This is a genomic window from Caulobacter sp. 73W (assembly GCF_041021955.1).
Classification (GTDB): Bacteria; Pseudomonadota; Alphaproteobacteria; order Caulobacterales; family Caulobacteraceae; genus Caulobacter.
Window position 1 is genome coordinate 2,555,689 of sequence record NZ_CP158375.1, and the last position, 17,154, is coordinate 2,572,842.

Sequence of the window (17,154 nt, forward strand, 5' to 3'; positions counted from 1 at the left end):
GCGAACGCCGGTTCGTCCGACGGGCCTCACCAGTCGTGCATCGACCCGTCTTCCCGCCGCGCGATCGGCAGGTAGGCGCGCTTGTAGGGGTACTTGGCCGCCAAGGCCTCGTCGATGTCCACGCCCAGGCCCGGCGCCTCGCCCGGATGCATCATCCCGTCGGCGAAGGTGTAGGCGTGGGGGAAGACCGCGTCCGTTTCGGCCGTGTGGCGCATGTATTCCTGGACGCCGAAGTTCGGAACCGACAGGTCGAAATGCAGGGCCGCCCCCATGCATACCGGCGACAGGTCGGTCGCACCGTGGCAGCCGGTCCGCACATTGTGCATGGCCGCGAAGCTGGCGATGCGGCGCAGGTGGGTGATCCCGCCGGCATGGACGACCGTGGCGCGGATATAGTCGATCAAATGCTCCTCGATCAGCTGCTTGCAGTCCCAGATCGAGTTGAAAATCTCGCCCACGGCCAGGGGCGTGGTCGTGTGCTGGCGGATCAGGCGGAAATTGGCCTGGTTCTCCGCCGGGGTGGCGTCCTCCATCCAGAACGGACGATAGGGCTCCAGCTCCTTGCCCAGCCGCCCGGCCTCGATGGGCGTCAGGCGGTGGTGAACGTCGTGAAGCAGGTGGACGTCCCAGCCCAGCTTCTCCCGCGCCGCCTCGAACAGGCCCGGCACGGTGCGCATGTATTTCTCGGTCGACCACAGGTTCTCGGTGGGCAGGTCGCTGTCCGCCGGCTCGTAGAAGAACTTGTCCTTGGAGACCCCATAGGTCCCCTTCAGGCCCGGCACCCCGGTCTGCAGGCGGATCGCCTTGTACCCTTCCGCCGCGTACTGCGCGGCGTTGTCGAGGGTCTCCTCCACCGTCTGGCCGTTGGCGTGGCCATAGACCATGACCCCCGTGCGGCACGCGCCGCCCAGCAGCTGGTACAGCGGCAGGCCCGCGACCTTTCCCTTGATGTCCCACAGGGCCATGTCCACGGCGGCGATGGCCGACATGGTAACCGGCCCCCGACGCCAGTAGGCCCCGCGATACAGGTACTGCCAGATGTCCTCGATCTGGTGGGCGTCCCGCCCGATCAGGCAGGGGATGACGTGATCCGTCAGATAGGACGCCACCGCCAGCTCGCGCCCGTTCAAGGTCGCGTCGCCGATCCCGTACACGCCATCCGACGTGACAATCTTCAAGGTGACGAAGTTGCGGCCAGGGCAAGTGACGATGACCTTGGCGGCGATAATCTTGAGCATGGGTGCGTCCTTCACTGATACCGGTATCGGTTTCGGCGCGGAGGTTGTCAACCTAGAGGTCTGACCAATATTGTCTCGGTGTCTCGACCTCTGCGTTTCGGCGTTGTAGGGGAAGGGCAATGACGCTTGTCGAGTTTTCGAAGGCGGGCGCGTCCAGGGTTGGAAAGAGGCTCCCATGCAAATGCCGGCGTTCCTGCGCGGTCTGATCGTCCTGCTCGCCGCCGCCGTCCTGGCGCCGGCCGCCCATGCGGAGGACGGCTACGACCTGTGGCTCCGCTACCGCCCGGTGGAGGAAGCCGCCCGCGCCCGCTACCAGCCTTTGGCCACGACGGTGGTCGCCGGCTCCGCCTCTCCCACCCTCGACGCCGCCCAAGCCGAACTGACCCGAGGCCTCACGGGCCTGCTGGGCGCCGCGCCGGCCGTCTCGCCGACCCTTCGCGACGGCGCCGTGGTGCTGGGCACGCCGAAATCCTCGACTGTCATCGCCGGTCTGAAATTGCCGCTCGATAAGGCCGGGGGCGAAGGCTACCTGATCCGCGGCGTCCGCATCGACGGCGCGCGCGTCACGGTCATCGCCGCCAATTCCGACATCGGCGTCCTCTACGGGACGTTCGCCTATCTGCGCCTGATCCAGACCCGCCAGCCCCTGGACAAGGTCGACATCGTCTCCGCGCCCAAGGTGGCGCTGCGCATGCTGAACCACTGGGACAACCTCGATCGCACGGTGGAGCGCGGCTATTCCGGCCAGTCGATCTGGGACTGGCACAAGCTGCCGGACTGGAAGGACCCGCGCTACGTCGACTACGCCCGCGCCAACGCCTCGCTGGGCATCAACGCGACGACCCTGAACAACGTCAACGCCAACGCCCTCAGCCTGACGCCCCTCTATCTGGAAAAGGCCGCGGCCCTCGCCGACGTGTTCCGGCCGTACGGCGTCAAGGTCTATCTGACCGCCCGCTTCAGCGCCCCGATCGAGATCGGCGGCCTCAAGACCGCCGACCCGCTCGATCCCCAGGTCCGCGCCTGGTGGAAGGCCAAGGCCGACGAGATCTACCGTTACATCCCCGACTTCGGCGGCTTCACCGTAAAGGCCAATTCCGAGGGGCAGCCCGGTCCCCAGGACTACAAGCGCACCCACGCCGACGGCGCCAACATGATGGCCGAGGCCCTGGCCCCTCACGGCGGCGAGGTGATCTGGCGCGCCTTCGTCTACTCCCACGAACAGCCCGACGACCGCGCCAAGCAGGCCTATGACGAGTTCGTCCCCCTGGACGGCAAGTTCGCCGCCAACGTCATCGTCCAGGTGAAGAACGGCGCCATCGACTTCCAGCCGCGCGAGCCCTTCCACCCCCTGTTCGGGGCGACGCCCAAGACGCCGCTCGCCATGGAATTTCAGATCACCAAGGAATACCTCGGCTTCGCCACCCACCTGGCCTATCTCGGCTCCATGTACGAAGAGACCCTCCGCGCCGACACCTGGCGCCGGGGCAAGGGCTCGACCGTCGCCAAGGTCATCGACGGCTCCCTGTTCGGCCACAAGCGCTCGGGCATGGTCGGCGTCGCCAACATCGGCACGGACCGCAACTGGTCGGGTTCGGACTTCGACCAGGCCAACTGGTACGTCTTCGGCCGCCTGGCCTGGGATCCCTATTTGTCGACCCGCGACGTCGCCGACGAATGGGTGCGCCAGACCTTCTCCAACGACCAGGCCTTCCTCAAGCCGACCGTCGACATGATGATGGGCTCGCGCGAGGCGGTGGTCGATTACATGACCCCGCTGGGCCTGCACCACCTGATGGCCCGCAGCCACCACTACGGCCCCGGTCCTTGGGTCGCGGGCGGCGAGCGTGCCGACTGGACCTCCGTCTACTATCACCGCGCCGACAAGGCCGGGATCGGCTTTGACCGCACCGTCGCCACCGGCAGCAAGGCGACGGCCCAGTACGCCCCGCAGGTCGCCGCTGGGTTCGAGGACGTGAAGAAGATCGACGAGAAGGACCTGCTCTGGTTCCACCACCTGCCGTGGGACTACCGTGTCCGCTCCGGCCGCACCCTGTGGGACGAGATGGTCGTCCGCTACACCGGCGGCGTCGCCGAGGTCACCGCCATGCGCAACACCTGGGCCAGCCTGGCGCCCTATGTGGACCCGCAGCGCCACGCCCAGGTCGCGACCTTCCTCGGCATCCAGGAGAAGGAAGCCCAATGGTGGCGCGACGCCTCCATCGCCTACTTCCAGACTTTCTCCCAGCGTCCGCTCCCGACCGGCTACGCGCCGCCGCCGAAGCCGCTGTCGTATTACGAGGCGCTGAGCTTCCCGGAAGCGCCGGGGATATGATGAAGCCTCCCTCTCCTTCGATGGGAGAGGGACCGAGGGTGAGGGTGACAGCTGAATTTCCGCCGCGCTGACCCAACCGCAGCATCACCCTCATCCCCGGCCCTTCTCCCATCGAGGGAGAAGGGAGAGATTTCATCGACAAACCCTGTCCAGCCCCGCCACGCTCCAGCCTTGCGCTGGAACCGCCACGCCCTTCGCCTTCGCCGTGTTCTCCAGCGTGGTCGGCGCGTCCCCCGACGGCTTCGCGTCCGGCCCGTAGAACGCGTCCCGCGTCGCCGCCTCCAGGCTCACGAACCGCACCCCTTTCGACCGATAGAGGGCCAGCAACCTCGGCATCATCCGCGCATCGAACGCCCCGGCGTGCAGCAGCAGGACCAGGGGGATCTCCCGCCCCAGCGCCGCCCTTGAAAGCTCCCGCGCATAGGTCAGGCTGGCCTCGGCGGCCGCCATGTAGCGGGCCTCCAGCTCGGCGACCGCCGCCTCATCGCCCTTGGCGACACAGCGCGCATAGGGATCGTTGTAGGCCCAGTCGCCGAAATCCAGGGTCACCCCAGCCACGCGATAGCCGCGCTTGGCCAGCATCCGCCGCGCCTCGGCGTGCTGCTCCGGCGTCTTGCCTTCGGCCAGGTAGGGATAGCGCAGCCAGCGCCAGTTCTCGCCGCCCATCAAGCGCTTCAGCATCGGCTCGTTGCGGGCGATGTCAGCCTCGAACGCGGCCACGGAGTGATCGTCAAGCCGCATGTGCGACCAAGTGTGGTTGGCCAGGGGCTGGCCCGCCGCCCGCCACAGGTCGAGGACCGGCGCCGAGTCCGGCTCGTGCTCGGTCTGCACGCCGTTGATGAAGCCCATGGCCGGGGCGCCGACGTCGGCCAGGGCGGCGATCAGCCGGGCCGTCACGCCCACCCGCGTCTCGCCCGGAGGCAGGGCCGCATGAGCCGGCAGGTCGTCGAAGGTCAGGGCGACCTCTTGGGCCTGGGAGGCGAAGGCGCAGAGCGACGCCGCCAGCCCCAGCAGCAGACGCCTCACCGGAACAGCCCCAGCGGCACGGCGTCGCCCATGAAGACGTACCCCGCCAGCGAGGGATGCAGCCCGTCATTGTCCAGGTCGGTCCGCAGCCGCTCCGGCCGCGCCGGATCGCGCAGGGCGGCGTCGAAGTCGATCACGGCGTCGAAGTTTCCCGGCGTGCGGATCCAGCGGTTCACCGCCTGGCGGTCGGCCTCGTTGCGGGCGTCCGGATGGTAATAGGGCGAAGCGCCGTAGGGCAGGATGGTCGCCCCGATCATCTTCAAGCCTCGGGCCCGGCCGCGCTCCACCATCTGGCGGTAGGCGCCGATCATTCGGCGTACCAGAGCGTCGTGCTGCTCGGGCGTGGCCGGCGCGTCGCGAGTCAGGGTGCCCAGGTCGTTCACCCCCTCCAGCACAATGACATACCGCACGCCGGTCTGGTTCAGGACGTCGCGATCGAACCGCGCCAGGGCGTTCGGCCCCAGTCCGTCGTTGAGGATGCGGTTGCCGCCGATGCCGTGGTTCAGCACGCTCAGATGGCGCGTGGCGGCCGAGGCCTGCAGCCGCTCCGCCAGCCGGTCGGGCCAGCGGCCGTGAGTGTCAGGCGTCACCCCGAAGCCGTCGGTGATCGAGTCGCCGATGATGGCGACGGCCGCAGCCTTCGGGCCGGCCAGCACATCGACCCCGGCGAGCTGGTACCAGTGCGCCACCCGCTTGGCGTCGGGCAGGTCGGCGTCGCCGACCCGGCGGCCCTTGGCCACGAACGATGTCGTCCGCGATCCGGGGTGGCTGGTCTGCACCGCCGGCGCGGCCGGCAGGTGAAAGGTCACCGCCAGATGCGACAGGGCGGGCGTCGGCATGTCCAGGGGATCGGAGACATACTCCGCCCCCGCCGGAATGATCACGTCCCACTGGCCGTCGAAGGTCAGGGGGCGGTCGCCCTCGATGGCGGCCGAGCCGAGGGCCAGGGCGCGCGCCACATGCACGGCGCTGAACGCCAGCGGCTGCGTCCCGAAGCGGTTGGACAGCTTCAACCGCAGCTTCGTCCCGCCGATCATCAGCCGCACGATCTGGCGCACCGTGGCGTCGGTCAGGTCGGCGGGATCGAGCGCGTTGTGCGGCTCTGGAATCTGCTGGGCGCTGGCCCAGGCGCCGACCCATCGCGAAGCCTGAGGCGCGGCCTGGGCGGGGGGCGCGGCGAGGGCCGCGGCGGCAAGGGCGAGAAGGGAGCGGCGGTCGAGGGTCATGACGGCTCCATTGATCCTTGGATTGCGCCTCTCCCCAAGAAAAAACGGCGCACCCGGGGAAGGGCGCGCCGCAAGGGGAGAGTAGGGAGTTGGGGGCGGCTAGAACTTGCCGCGGACGCCGAGCAGGAAGGTCGTGCCCGGCTTGTAGTAGGTGAAGGCCGCGTTATCCCATTCGAAGGTGCTGCGCTGCGCCTCGTTGGTGATGTTGATCACGTCGAAGGTCACGCGCGGCTGGCTGGGCAGCCAGTCGAATTCGTACGAGGCCGACAGGTCCCATTGGCCGCGATCGTCGGTGCGCAGCTGGGCGACCGGGACGCTGTTCTGGTTCGGACCCGACGAGATCTGGGCGTCGTTCCAGACGTAGGACAGGCGGATCGAGGCGGGGCCGCGCTCGTAGTAGCCCGTGACGTTGTAGGTCCAGGGCGAGATGCCCACCGCCACGGCGGGGGCGCCGGTGCCCCGGCCGCGCTGTTCGATCTTGGTGAGGTTGGCGGTGAAGCCCGCGCCCTCGACCAGAAAGTCCAGCGGCTGGACCCAGGTCACTTCCGCGCCGTCGATGGTCAGGATGCCGTTGGCGTTGATCTGCTGGGTCACGGTCACGGTGGCGGCGTCGGGGCCGCCGCGGTTGGTGATCGCCTGCTGTTGCAGCTGGGTCAGCTGGTCGAAGGCGATGCCGAGCTGGTTGAAGGGGATGGTGGTGTTCCCCTGGACCGTGAAGCCCGTGATCTCCTTGGTGAACAGCGCGACGCCGATATAGCCCTCGCCGCCCGTGTACCACTCGCCGCCGATGTCGAAGTTGTTCGAGATGTACGGCTGGATGCCCGGGTTGCCCTGAGTGGCGTTCTGGGCCGACGGGTCGCTGAACACCGTGCCCGGCAGCATGGCGCTGGGGTTGGCGCGGGTGATCGTCCGCGACGCGGCGAAGCGCACATTGATGTTGTCGCGGATTTGCCAGACCGCGTTGAACGCCGGCAGGAAGCCGTCGTAGTCGGTCTCGCGGGACAGGAACGACAGGACGCCGTTCACGGTCTGCGGGCCTTCGATCAGCTGGTTGGTGTCGTAGTAGCGGACGCCGGCGTTGAAGCGCAGGTCACGGTCGAGGACCTGGGTCAGGCCGTTGATCTCGATATAGGCGCCCTTGGTCTTCTCACCGACCAGGCCCGAGGCCGCGCCCGTGGCCGCCGAGGCGGTGAACGGCGCGACGCTATTATAGGCGTCGAACTGCGCCGCCTCCATGATCCGCGGATCGAAGGTGATGAAGTTCGTCGGTCCGGGCACGATGTAGCCGGCGAGGGCCGACTGCGGGATCAGCGAGCCGGCCTGGCCGTTGCACGGCGCCGCCGGCGTCGGCAGAGCGCCGGTCGGGGTGATGCCGCCGCCGCCGCAGACCGCCTGCTGCCAGCGCGCGCTGTTGTCCAGCGCCTGGATCGTCCGGCCCACGTCGTCATAGGACACGCCAGCCCGCACGTTGACGCCGTCCTCGGCGCCGAAGGTGACGTCGATGCGTGCGCCTTTGTTGGAGGTGACGCGCTTCTCATTCTGGATGTTCACGCGCCCGCCGGCCCACTGCCAGCCCACGTTCGGATTGTTGAGATCCAGGGAGCTCTTGATCGAGGGGTAGGGCCCGGAGGTGTTGTCGTACTCGACCGTCGTGAAGGGCGAGTTGATCAGGACCGTCGGCGCTTCGCGGAAGAAGATCGAGCGGCTCAGATTGGCCTGGGCGTCGACGCGCAGCCAGTCGTTCGGCCGCCAGGTGCCGCCCGGGTTGAAGTTGTAGAACTCCACCTCTTCGTCATACGGGCGATACTCGAGGAAGAACTGCGAGTTGAGGAAGGTGCCCTTGGTGACGATGTTGTTGCTGTCGACCTGAACCCCCACCGGAACCATGGCGTTGGAGTTCCGGACGATCCAGTTCATGTCGATCCGCTGGAACTCCCGGTTCGCCTTCCCGTAGAGGGTGTCGAAGTAGAAGTTCAGCTTGTCGTTCGGACGCCATTCCAGCGACAGCAGGGCCGAGTTGCGGTCCCGGTCGCCATAGCTGACCAACTCGCGGCCGAGGCGCGGGATCAGGCCGTCCGAAAGCTGGACCAGGCTGGTGCCCGGGTTCAGCGACTGCAGCACAGCCGGGGTGATCGCCGAGCCGGGGACCAGGCCGTTGCTGGTCACGCCTGCCGGAACTGTGCTGGCGAAGTTGAAGCCATTGCCGCCGTTGGTGTTGCATCCGGGGCAGGTCAGATTGGCGTTGGTCCAGCCGATGGTCTCGAAGCCGTCGGTGCAACTCTTGTTGCGGACGAAGGCCACGCCCGCCAGGACGCCCACCTCGCCGATCCCGGTCTCCCAGGTGTCGCTCATGATCAGCGAGCCGCGCGGCGTCACCTTTTCAGCGATGGAGTTGTAGCTGCCTTGCAGCGAGTAGGTGATCTGCCGGTCCTTGTAGTCGAACGGACGGGCGCTGCGCATGTTGACCACGCCGGCCACGCCCCCTTCGACCGTGCTGGCCACCGGCGTCTTGTTCACGTCCAGACGGGTGAACAGTTCGGTGGGGAACAGGTCGAGGTCGACTTCGCGGTTCTGGTTCTGCAAGTCCGTACGGCCCGAGGAGGCGACGGCGATCTGCGCGCCGTTCAGCAGGACCTTGGTGAAGTTGGTGCCCAGGCCGCGAACCGAGACGTTCAGGCCTTCGCCGTTGATCTCGCGGGTCAGCTGAACGCCGGGGATCCGGTTCAGCGACTCGGCGAGGTTCAGGTCGGGAAACTTGCCGATGTCCTCGGCGAAGATGGAGTCGCTGAAGCCGACCAATTCGCGTTTGGCGTTGGTCGAGCTGATCAGGGCTCCGCGAAAGCCGGTGACGACGACCTCTTCAACGGTCGAGTCATTGGCCGGCTCGGCCTGCGCGAAAGCGACGGAGGTCAGACCCCCGCTGAGGAAGGTCGCTCCGAGTAGCGCCGCCTTTGCACGCGCAATTATCCTGCGGTTCGAAGTACGCATGTTTCGTCCCCTTGTGCGCGCTCTGAGGCGCTTTTTGTTTATGCGGGCCGGCCCAGGAGCCTTGTTCCCTGCGCTCCCGCTGCGCCATTCCAGAGGACCTCTGCGAGCCCCGCCAAATGGTACCGGTCACATCAAAAGCGGTACTAGGTCAGTTCTTGGATGTCAAGTTGGTCTAACAGTGTCTTGCTGATTGGTCAGACCACGGGGCTTGCGGTTCCGTTCGCTTCGTGGTTCTGGTCTGATCAAGCAGTCTTCCGAAGGTCCGCCTTGCGCGTCCCGCTCAGGAAGCGACAAAAGCGGGGACGCGCGTTTCATCGCGTTCTGGTCGGAGGAACAGGGTGCAGCAGAAGGTAGCCCGTCGTCAGGGGGGCGGATCGACGATCCGCGACGTGGCCCGTCAGGCTGGCGTCTCCCCGATGACGGTTTCGCGTGTGATCAACGGCGAGAAGAGCGTCCGCGACTCCACGCGTGAGACGGTGACCGCTGCGATCCGCGACCTGAACTACGCCCCCAACCCCGCCGCCCGCAGCCTGGCCAGCGCCGAGCTGGTCCGCATCGGCTTGCTCTACAGCAACCCATCGGCCGCCTATCTCAGCGAGTTCCTGGTCGGCGGCATGGAGCAGACCAGCCGCAGCGGCGCCCAGCTGATCATCGAGCGTTGTGAAGAGGGCGGCGAGGCCGAAGCCGCCGCAAAGCTGGTGGGCATGGGTGTCGACGGGATCATCCTGCCGCCGCCCATCTGCGACTCCGAAGCTGTGCTCCAGACCCTGGCCAAGTCGCGCACCCCGGCCGTGGCGGTGGCGACCGGCCATCCGGCGGCCTCGACCTCGGCCGTGCGTATCGACGACCGTGCCGCCGCCGAGGCCATGACCCAGCACCTCATCGACCTGGGCCACCGCCGCATCGGCTTCATCAAGGGCCACCCCAACCAGACCGCCAGCGCCCAGCGTTACGAGGGCTACCTGACCGCCGTGGCGCGGGCCGGCCTGCCTACCGACGCGGCGCTGGTGACCCAGGGCTACTTCACCTACCGCTCGGGCCTCGAGGCGGCGGATCAGTTGCTCGGTCTGGCGAGTCCGCCGACCGCGATCTTCGCCAGCAATGACGACATGGCGGCCGCGACGGTCGCCGTCGCTCATCGCCTGGGCCTGGACGTGCCGCGCGACCTGACGGTCTGCGGGTTTGACGACAGCGCTCTGGCCACCACGATCTGGCCTGAACTGACGACCATCCGCCAGCCCATCGCCGACATGTCGCGCGAGGCGGTCACGACGCTGATCGAAGAGATCCGCGCCCGGCGGTCCGGCGAGCTAACGGAGCGCCGCCGCACCCTTTTGGATTTCACCCTGATCCGACGCCAGTCCGACTCTCGCCCGAAGGACTGATGCGATGACCTATTTTCATCACGCGATCAGACCATCTAAGTTTGATACCGGTAACAGTCAGCCGAGGCCGCATACATGACCGCCCCCATTCTCAGCGCCCTGCCCGCTGACCTGAGCGCCGCCCTGCTGGTTGGTCGCCTCCAGCTGCCGGAAGGCCCGACCCCCGTCCTGGTGGTCGAGGGCCGCCTGCGCGACGTCTCGGCCACGGCCCCCACGACCTCGGACCTGCTGACCGGCTGGACCGGCGCGATCCCGGCCGGCCTCGATCTGGGTCCGGTCGAGGATTTCGACTTCGCGGCCAACCCGCTGCTCTCCCCAGTCGACCTGCAATGCGTCAAGGCGGCCGGGGTCACCTTCGCCGTCTCGGCCGTCGAGCGCGTCATCGAAGAGCGCGCCCGGGGCGACTCCAGCGCCGCCCAAGCCATCCGCGATGCGCTGAGCGAGCGCGTCGGCGCCGACATCCGCTCGGTGGTTCCCGGCTCGGAAGGCGCGGCCAAGCTGAAGGCCGCCCTGATCGCCGACGGCCTGTGGTCGCAATACCTGGAAGTGGCCATCGGCCCCGACGCCGAGATTTTCACCAAGGCGCCGGTGCTGTCCTCGGTGGGCCATGGCGCCAAGGTTGGCGTCCGTTCGGACTCGGCCTGGAACAACCCCGAGCCCGAGGTCGTGGTCGTGGTCGACGGCAACGGCCGCATCCTCGGGGCCATGCTGGGCAACGACGTCAACCTGCGTGACTTCGAGGGCCGCAGCGCCCTGCTGCTGGGCAAGGCCAAGGACAACAACGCCGCCTGCGGCGTCGGCCCGTTCATCCGCCTGTTCGACGATGGCTTCACCCTGGACGATGTGCGCAAGGCGCAGGTCGACCTGAAGATCACCGGCCCGGAGGGCTACATCCTCGAGGGGCGCAGCTTCATGGATCAGATCAGCCGCGACCCGGCCGAGCTGGTCCGCCAGGCCATGAGCGAGCATCACTATCCGGATGGCTTCGCCCTGTTCCTCGGCACCCTGTTCGCCCCGACCCAGGACCGCGACGCGCCGGGCAAGGGCTTCACCCACAAGGTCGGCGATGTCGTCCGTATCTCCAGCCCCCTGCTGGGCGTGCTGGAGAACGAGGTCGTCTTCTCCAAGGACGCGCCGGCCTGGCGTTTCGGCATCAGCGACCTGATGCGTAATCTCGCCGCCCGCGGTCTGCTCAAGGCCTAAGGCGATGATCCATTTCCAAGCAAAGGGCGCAAAGTGAGCGCGATTTATCCCAGCCTGAAGGGCAAACGCGTCGTCGTCACCGGCGGCGGCTCCGGCATCGGCGCCGGTCTGGTGGAGGGCTTCGTGCGCCAGGGCGCCGAGGTACACTTCCTCGACATCGCCGAAGCGGACTCCCAAGCCCTTGTGCAGGCGCTGAAGGATGCGCCCATCGCGCCGGTGTTCCACAAGTGCGACCTGACCGACACCGACGCGATCGCCGCCGTCTTCGCCGCCATCGGCGAGGTCGAGGTTCTGGTCAACAACGCCGGCAATGACGACCGCCACACCCTGGACGAGGTGACGCCCGCCTACTTCGACGAGCGCATCGCCGTAAATCTCAAGCACATGGTGTTCTGCGCCAAGGCCGTGGTCCCGGCGATGAAGGCCGCCGGCAAGGGCGTGATCATCAACTTCGGCTCGATCTCCTGGCACCTGGGTCTGCCGGATCTGGTGCTCTACGAGACCGCCAAGGCCGGGATCGAAGGGATGACCAGGGCCCTGGCCCGCGACCTGGGTCCGGACGGCGTCCGCGTCGTCTGCATCAACCCCGGCAACGTGAAGACCCCGCGCCAGATGAAGTGGTACACGCCCGAAGGCGAGGCGGAGATCGTCAGCCAGCAGTGCCTGAAGGGCCGGATCGAGCCGGCCGACGTCGCCTCCCTGGTCCTGTTCCTGGCCTCTGACGACGCACGCTTCTGCACTGGCCATGAGTACTGGATCGACGCAGGTTGGCGCTGATGAGCACACGCCAGCCCAAACGCCCCTTCCGCTCGCGCGATTGGTTCGCCGATCCGGCGCGCAGCGACATGACCGCCCTCTATCTGGAGCGGTTCATGAACTACGGGATCACGCCGCAGGAGCTGCGGTCCGGTCGGCCGATCATCGGCATCGCCCAGACCGGCTCGGACCTGTCGCCTTGCAACCGCATTCACGTGGAGCTGGCCAAGCGCACCGCCGCCGGCATCCGCGATGCTGGCGGCATTCCTATGGAATTCCCGGTCCATCCGATCTTCGAGAACTGCCGTCGTCCGACCGCCGCCCTTGATCGCAACCTGGCCTATCTGGGCCTGGTGGAGATCCTGCACGGCTATCCCATCGACGCGGTGGTCCTGACCACGGGCTGCGACAAGACCACCCCCTCCGGGATCATGGCGGCCTCAACCGTCGACATCCCGGCTATCGTCCTGTCGGGCGGTCCCATGCTGGACGGCTGGCACGAGGGCGAGCTGGTCGGCTCGGGCACGGTGATCTGGCGCTCGCGCCGCAAGCTGGCGGCGGGTGAGATCAACGAGGAGGAATTCCTCGACCGCGCCTGCGCCTCAGCCCCTTCGGCGGGGCACTGCAACACCATGGGCACGGCCTCGACCATGAACGCCGTGGCCGAGGCGCTGGGCCTGTCCCTGACCGGCTGCGCCGCCATTCCGGCCCCCTACCGCGAGCGCGGCCAGATGGCCTACGAGACCGGCCGCCGGATCGTGGAGATGGCCTACGAGGACCTGCGTCCCAGCCACATCCTGACCCGCCAGTCCTTCATCAACGCCATCAATGTCGTGACCGCCATCGGCGGCTCGTCCAACGCCCAGCCGCACATCGTCGCCATGGCGCGCCACGCGGGGGTGGAGATCGCGCCGGAGGACTGGAGCGAGGCCTACGACCTGCCGCTGATCGTCAACATGCAGCCGGCCGGCAAGTATCTGGGCGAGCGCTTCCACCGCGCCGGCGGCGTGCCGGCGGTGATGCACGAGCTGCTAGAGGCTGGAAAGATCGACGGCGCCTGCCGCACGGTGACCGGCGACACCCTGGCCCAGAATCTGGAAGGCCGCGTCACCCACGACCGCGAGGTGATCACCCCCTACGACCAGCCCCTGCGCGACCGCGCCGGCTTCCTGGTGCTGAAGGGCAACCTGTTCGACTTCGCCATCATGAAGACGAGCGTCATCTCCGAAGGCTTCCGCGACCGCTATCTAAGCGCGCCGGGCGCCGAGGGGGTGTTCGAGGCCCGGGCCGTCGTCTTCGACGGTTCGGACGACTACCATCACCGCATCAACGATCCGTCGCTGAACATCGACGAGAACACCATCCTGGTCATTCGCGGCTCCGGCCCCCTGGGCTGGCCCGGCTCGGCCGAGGTGGTCAACATGCAGCCGCCGGACGCGCTGATCCAGCGCGGGATCATGAGCCTGCCGACGCTCGGCGACGGGCGTCAGTCCGGAACCGCCGACAGCCCCTCGATCCTCAACGCCTCGCCGGAAAGCGCGGCGGGGGGCGGGCTGGCCTGGCTGCGGACCGGCGACATGATCCGCATCGACCTCAACACCGGGTCCTGCAACGCCCTGGTGGACGAGGCCGAGATCGCACGTCGAAAGACCGACCTGCCGGCGCCGCCGGTCCCGCAAAGCCAGACGCCGTGGGAGGAACTGTACCGCGAGAAGACCGGCCAGCTGGCCGAGGGCGGCGTGCTTGAGTTCGCCGTCAAATACCGACAAACCTCAAAGAAAACGCCGAGACATAACCACTAACGCCAGCGGGACGCAGAGCGCGGGCGCATCGAGGAAACGGCCCACCTGCAAAGACAGGATACGGGCGGGAGAAAACGAAAATGGCAGGACCGACGGGGGGCTCTGGCCCCGACATCGCGGGCGGCGACCGCGTGAACATGGCCTTCATCAGTCTGATCGTGGCCGTCGCCACCATCGGCGGCTTCATGTTCGGCTACGACTCCGGCGTCATCAACGGCACGCAGGAGGGGCTTGAGGCGGCCTTCAATCTTTCCGCCCTCGGCACCGGCTTCAATGTCGGCGCCATCCTTCTGGGCTGCGCCTTCGGCGCCTTCGCCGCCGGCCGCCTGGCCGACTTCCTGGGCCGCCGCACGGTGATGCAGATCGCCGCCGTGCTCTTCATCATCTCGGCCATCTGGGCCGGGGCGGCCGACACCTCGGCGCACTTCATCATCGCCCGCTTCATCGGCGGTCTTGGCGTCGGGGCGGCTTCGGTGCTGTCGCCGGCCTACATCTCGGAAGTGACCCCGGCCTCGATCCGGGGGCGGCTGTCCTCGGTCCAGCAGATCATGATCATCATCGGTCTGACCGGCGCCTTCGTGGCTAACTACGTCCTGGCCGCCACGGCCGGCGGTTCGACCGCCGAGTTCTGGATGGGCTTCCCGGCCTGGCGCTGGATGTTCTGGCTGCAGGTCGTCCCCGCCGCCATCTATCTGTTGGCCCTGCTGGCGATCCCGGAAAGCCCGCGCTTCCTCGTGGTCAAGCGCCGTGACGCCCAGGCCGCCGCCGTGCTGTCCAAGCTGTTCGGCGCCGGCACGGGCGAGCGCAAGGTGGCGGAGATCCGCGCCACCCTGGCCGCCGACCACAAGCCCAAGTTCGCCGACCTGCTCGACCCCGCCACCCGCAAGGTGCGCCCGATCGTCTGGGCCGGCCTGATCCTGGCGGTGTTCCAGCAGCTCGTCGGCATCAACATCGTCTTCTATTACGGCGCCGTGCTGTGGCAGTCGGTGGGCTTCTCAGAGAACGACGCCCTGAAGATCAACATCCTGTCGGGCGTGCTCTCCATCCTCGCCTGCCTGGGCGCCATCTCGGTGATCGACAAGATCGGCCGCAAGCCGCTGTTGCTCATCGGCTCGGCCGGCATGTTCGTGACCCTGGCGGTCATGGCCTGGTGCTTCTCGCGCGCGACCATGGTCGATGGCACCCTGCACCTGGATGACAGCACGGGCCTGATCGCCCTGGTCGCCGCCAACGCCTATGTGGTGTTCTTCAACCTCAGCTGGGGGCCGGTCATGTGGGTCATGTTGGGCGAGATGTTCCCCAACCAGATGCGCGGTTCGGCCCTGGCCGTGGCCGGCTTCGCCCAGTGGATCGCCAACTTCGCCATCTCGGTCAGCTTCCCGGCCATGGCGGCGGGGCTGGGCCTGGTGACGACCTACGGCTTCTACGCGGTCAGCGCCCTGATCTCGTACTTCCTGGTCCAGGCCTGGGTGAAGGAGACCCGCGGCAAGGAGCTGGAGGACATGGCCGGCTAAGCCTGCCAGTCATCAACGGATCGCGCGGCCCGCAGGTTTTCCTGCGGGCCGTCTGCGTTCTACGCCAGGGCTTCGCCCATATGGGCCAGCCCGACCAGGGCGACCGGCGCCAAGTCGATCAGAGCGTCGGCGAAGGCGAGCTGCTCGATGTCTATCAGGGTGTCCGCGCCGTCCGGCGAACCCTCGCGCAGGTCCAGAATGCGCCAGGCGCCGTCGTCCTGGCGGCTCCAGCTGTAGTCGGCCGCCACGCCGGAGAAGACCGCCGTGTCGAAGCCGTCGCGGCCATCGAGGATGTCGTCGCCCGCACCGCCGGTCAGGCGGTTGTCGGCGGTGTTGCCCGAAAGACGATCATCGCCCGCGCCGCCCACCGCCGCGGCGATCAGGTTGTCCACGCCGCCCTCGCTGACGAGGTAGGCGTTGGCGATGTTGCCGACCGCCAGCTTGGCCGGGTCCACGCGCACGTCGAGGCGCGCGAGCTGGGCTTGCGACACGGTCGACCAGGCGCCGGGGGCGAGATCCACCATCAGGTCGGTCTGGTAGTTGGAGAAGTCATAGGTGACCTCGGCGCCGCCGGTCCAGACCGTCATGAACACCCGGTTGGCGCCCGGCTTGCCTTGGCCGACGCCGTCGATGAACAGCTCGCCCGTGGTCGGGCTCCAGCGATAGACCTGCTGCTCTCCGACCTGATCGAAGCGCGCGCCATAGGCGTGCTGCAGGGCGCGGATGTCGTCGAGCATCAGGGTCTGCGGATAATCCCAGGCCCCGTTGCGATAGCCGCCATTGTCCGACGCTCCGACGAAGGAGCGGTAGCTCATCACCGAGTACTCGATGCTGTCGTGGTCGGTCGGCAGGGCGTTAAAGGCGCCTTCACGCTCGTCGGTATGCTTCAGGCCCAGGGCGTGGCCGGTCTCGTGCAGCAGGGTCAGGTAGGTGTAGCCGCCCTTGGCGCTGGCGCCGAAATAGCCGCTGGTGCTGGAGATCCAGACGTCGCCGCCCTCGGCGGAGGCATGGGGACTATAGGCCCAGGCCGTGCTGGTGGCGCCGGTGCGGGCGAAACGCAGGTCCGCGCCGCTTTCGGAGCCTTCCTTGAAGTCCAGGGCGATGACGTCGGCATAGGCGGCCAGCACGGACCGCACGGCTCCCTGCTGGCTGGTGGTCATGCCCGAGAAGCCCTTGGCTGTCTCGCCATAGCCATAGGTCGCGCCATAGGCGACGACGGTCTTGGGAAAGCTGTAGGTCAGGCTATCCGTCGACCAGCGGAGCCCCGAGAGGAGACCGTCAATATAAGCGTCGCCAGTTGCAGAGAATTTCTCTGGTTTCGGCATTGAGATCTTCCGCACCGAGCCTTTCGAAGGCGCGGAAGATGCCGGTCCGGGTCTTAAGTCGGAGAATATTTTCGAGGTAAATTTGAGTATATTCAAATCTACAAAATGTAAATTCGAGATAAGCCGATTATTTACTATGAACAAGTGATTGCGGTTCTTGAGCAAGAATCGCGCGCGGCGCTGCCTCGCGTTGTTGCGGTGCACAATGGAGCTGGAGCGCTCACACACGACCAACCGTGAGAATTCGTCGAGACTTGAGAGAGAAAATTCAAGGAAGGCGGGAAATGGCAAAGCCTTACAATTTCCCGCCTTGCGCCTTACGTTAACTATAAGTGGCTGTTTTTAGTGATTTATTC

The 17,154-nt window shown here is 67.2% G+C and carries 11 protein-coding genes; 6 read left to right on the forward strand and 5 right to left on the reverse strand.

The genetic code is table 11. The annotated features are described in order from the left end of the window. Nucleotides 1–26: 26 nt before the first annotated feature. Nucleotides 27–1,238 carry a D-mannonate dehydratase ManD gene (manD, locus tag ABOZ73_RS11990; protein WP_369058380.1) on the reverse strand — a complete coding sequence of 404 codons (1,212 nt, stop codon included), beginning with the start codon at nucleotides 1,236–1,238 and terminating at the stop codon, nucleotides 27–29. A gap of 175 nt (nucleotides 1,239–1,413) precedes the next feature. Here manD and ABOZ73_RS11995 point away from each other — a divergent pair, with 175 nt between their 5' ends. After that, complete coding sequence (locus ABOZ73_RS11995; protein WP_369058381.1) at nucleotides 1,414–3,573, forward strand: alpha-glucuronidase family glycosyl hydrolase; 2,160 nt, start codon at nucleotides 1,414–1,416, stop codon at nucleotides 3,571–3,573. Nucleotides 3,574–3,705: 132 nt separating this feature from the next. Here ABOZ73_RS11995 and ABOZ73_RS12000 read toward each other — a convergent pair whose 3' ends face one another. The 3 genes from ABOZ73_RS12000 to ABOZ73_RS12010 form a co-directional block, all read right to left on the reverse strand. Next, nucleotides 3,706–4,599: a polysaccharide deacetylase family protein gene (locus tag ABOZ73_RS12000; protein ID WP_369058382.1), complete on the reverse strand. Its 894-nt coding sequence runs from the start codon at nucleotides 4,597–4,599 to the stop codon at nucleotides 3,706–3,708. Next, on the reverse strand, nucleotides 4,596–5,825 hold the full coding sequence (locus ABOZ73_RS12005; RefSeq protein WP_369058383.1) for an SGNH/GDSL hydrolase family protein: 1,230 nt from the start codon (nucleotides 5,823–5,825) through the stop codon (nucleotides 4,596–4,598). Before ABOZ73_RS12005 ends, ABOZ73_RS12000 begins: the two co-directional genes overlap by 4 nt. A gap of 99 nt (nucleotides 5,826–5,924) precedes the next feature. Further along, a complete protein-coding gene (locus tag ABOZ73_RS12010) occupies nucleotides 5,925–8,813 on the reverse strand; it encodes a TonB-dependent receptor (protein ID WP_369058384.1) in 2,889 nt (962 codons plus the stop codon). A 338-nt stretch (nucleotides 8,814–9,151) separates the two neighbouring features. On the opposite strand from ABOZ73_RS12010, the gene ABOZ73_RS12015 reads away from it, so the two are divergent. The 5 genes from ABOZ73_RS12015 (at nucleotide 9,152) to ABOZ73_RS12035 (ending at nucleotide 15,473) form a co-directional block, all read left to right on the forward strand. Next, nucleotides 9,152–10,198 (forward strand): LacI family DNA-binding transcriptional regulator, encoded by a 1,047-nt coding sequence (locus ABOZ73_RS12015; protein ID WP_369058385.1) that lies wholly within the window; start codon nucleotides 9,152–9,154, stop codon nucleotides 10,196–10,198. A gap of 75 nt (nucleotides 10,199–10,273) precedes the next feature. Next, complete coding sequence (locus tag ABOZ73_RS12020; RefSeq protein ID WP_369058386.1) at nucleotides 10,274–11,401, forward strand: fumarylacetoacetate hydrolase family protein; 1,128 nt, start codon at nucleotides 10,274–10,276, stop codon at nucleotides 11,399–11,401. Between the two features lie 33 nt (nucleotides 11,402–11,434). Then, on the forward strand, nucleotides 11,435–12,178 hold the full coding sequence (locus ABOZ73_RS12025) for an SDR family NAD(P)-dependent oxidoreductase (RefSeq protein ID WP_369058387.1): 744 nt from the start codon (nucleotides 11,435–11,437) through the stop codon (nucleotides 12,176–12,178). Further along, the gene (locus tag ABOZ73_RS12030; protein ID WP_369058388.1) at nucleotides 12,178–13,959 is read left to right on the forward strand and encodes an IlvD/Edd family dehydratase; all 1,782 of its coding nucleotides are present in this window, start codon (nucleotides 12,178–12,180) and stop codon (nucleotides 13,957–13,959) included. The genes ABOZ73_RS12025 and ABOZ73_RS12030 overlap by 1 nt, the downstream gene beginning before the upstream one ends. 80 nt (nucleotides 13,960–14,039) lie before the next feature. Then, nucleotides 14,040–15,473, forward strand: coding sequence for a sugar porter family MFS transporter (locus tag ABOZ73_RS12035; protein ID WP_369058389.1), 1,434 nt, complete (start codon nucleotides 14,040–14,042; stop codon nucleotides 15,471–15,473). Between the two features lie 59 nt (nucleotides 15,474–15,532). On the opposite strand, the gene ABOZ73_RS12040 is transcribed toward ABOZ73_RS12035, so the two are convergent. Further along, the gene (locus ABOZ73_RS12040; RefSeq protein ID WP_369058390.1) at nucleotides 15,533–16,798 is read right to left on the reverse strand and encodes a M10 family metallopeptidase; all 1,266 of its coding nucleotides are present in this window, start codon (nucleotides 16,796–16,798) and stop codon (nucleotides 15,533–15,535) included. Between the last annotated feature and the right edge of the window lie 356 nt (nucleotides 16,799–17,154).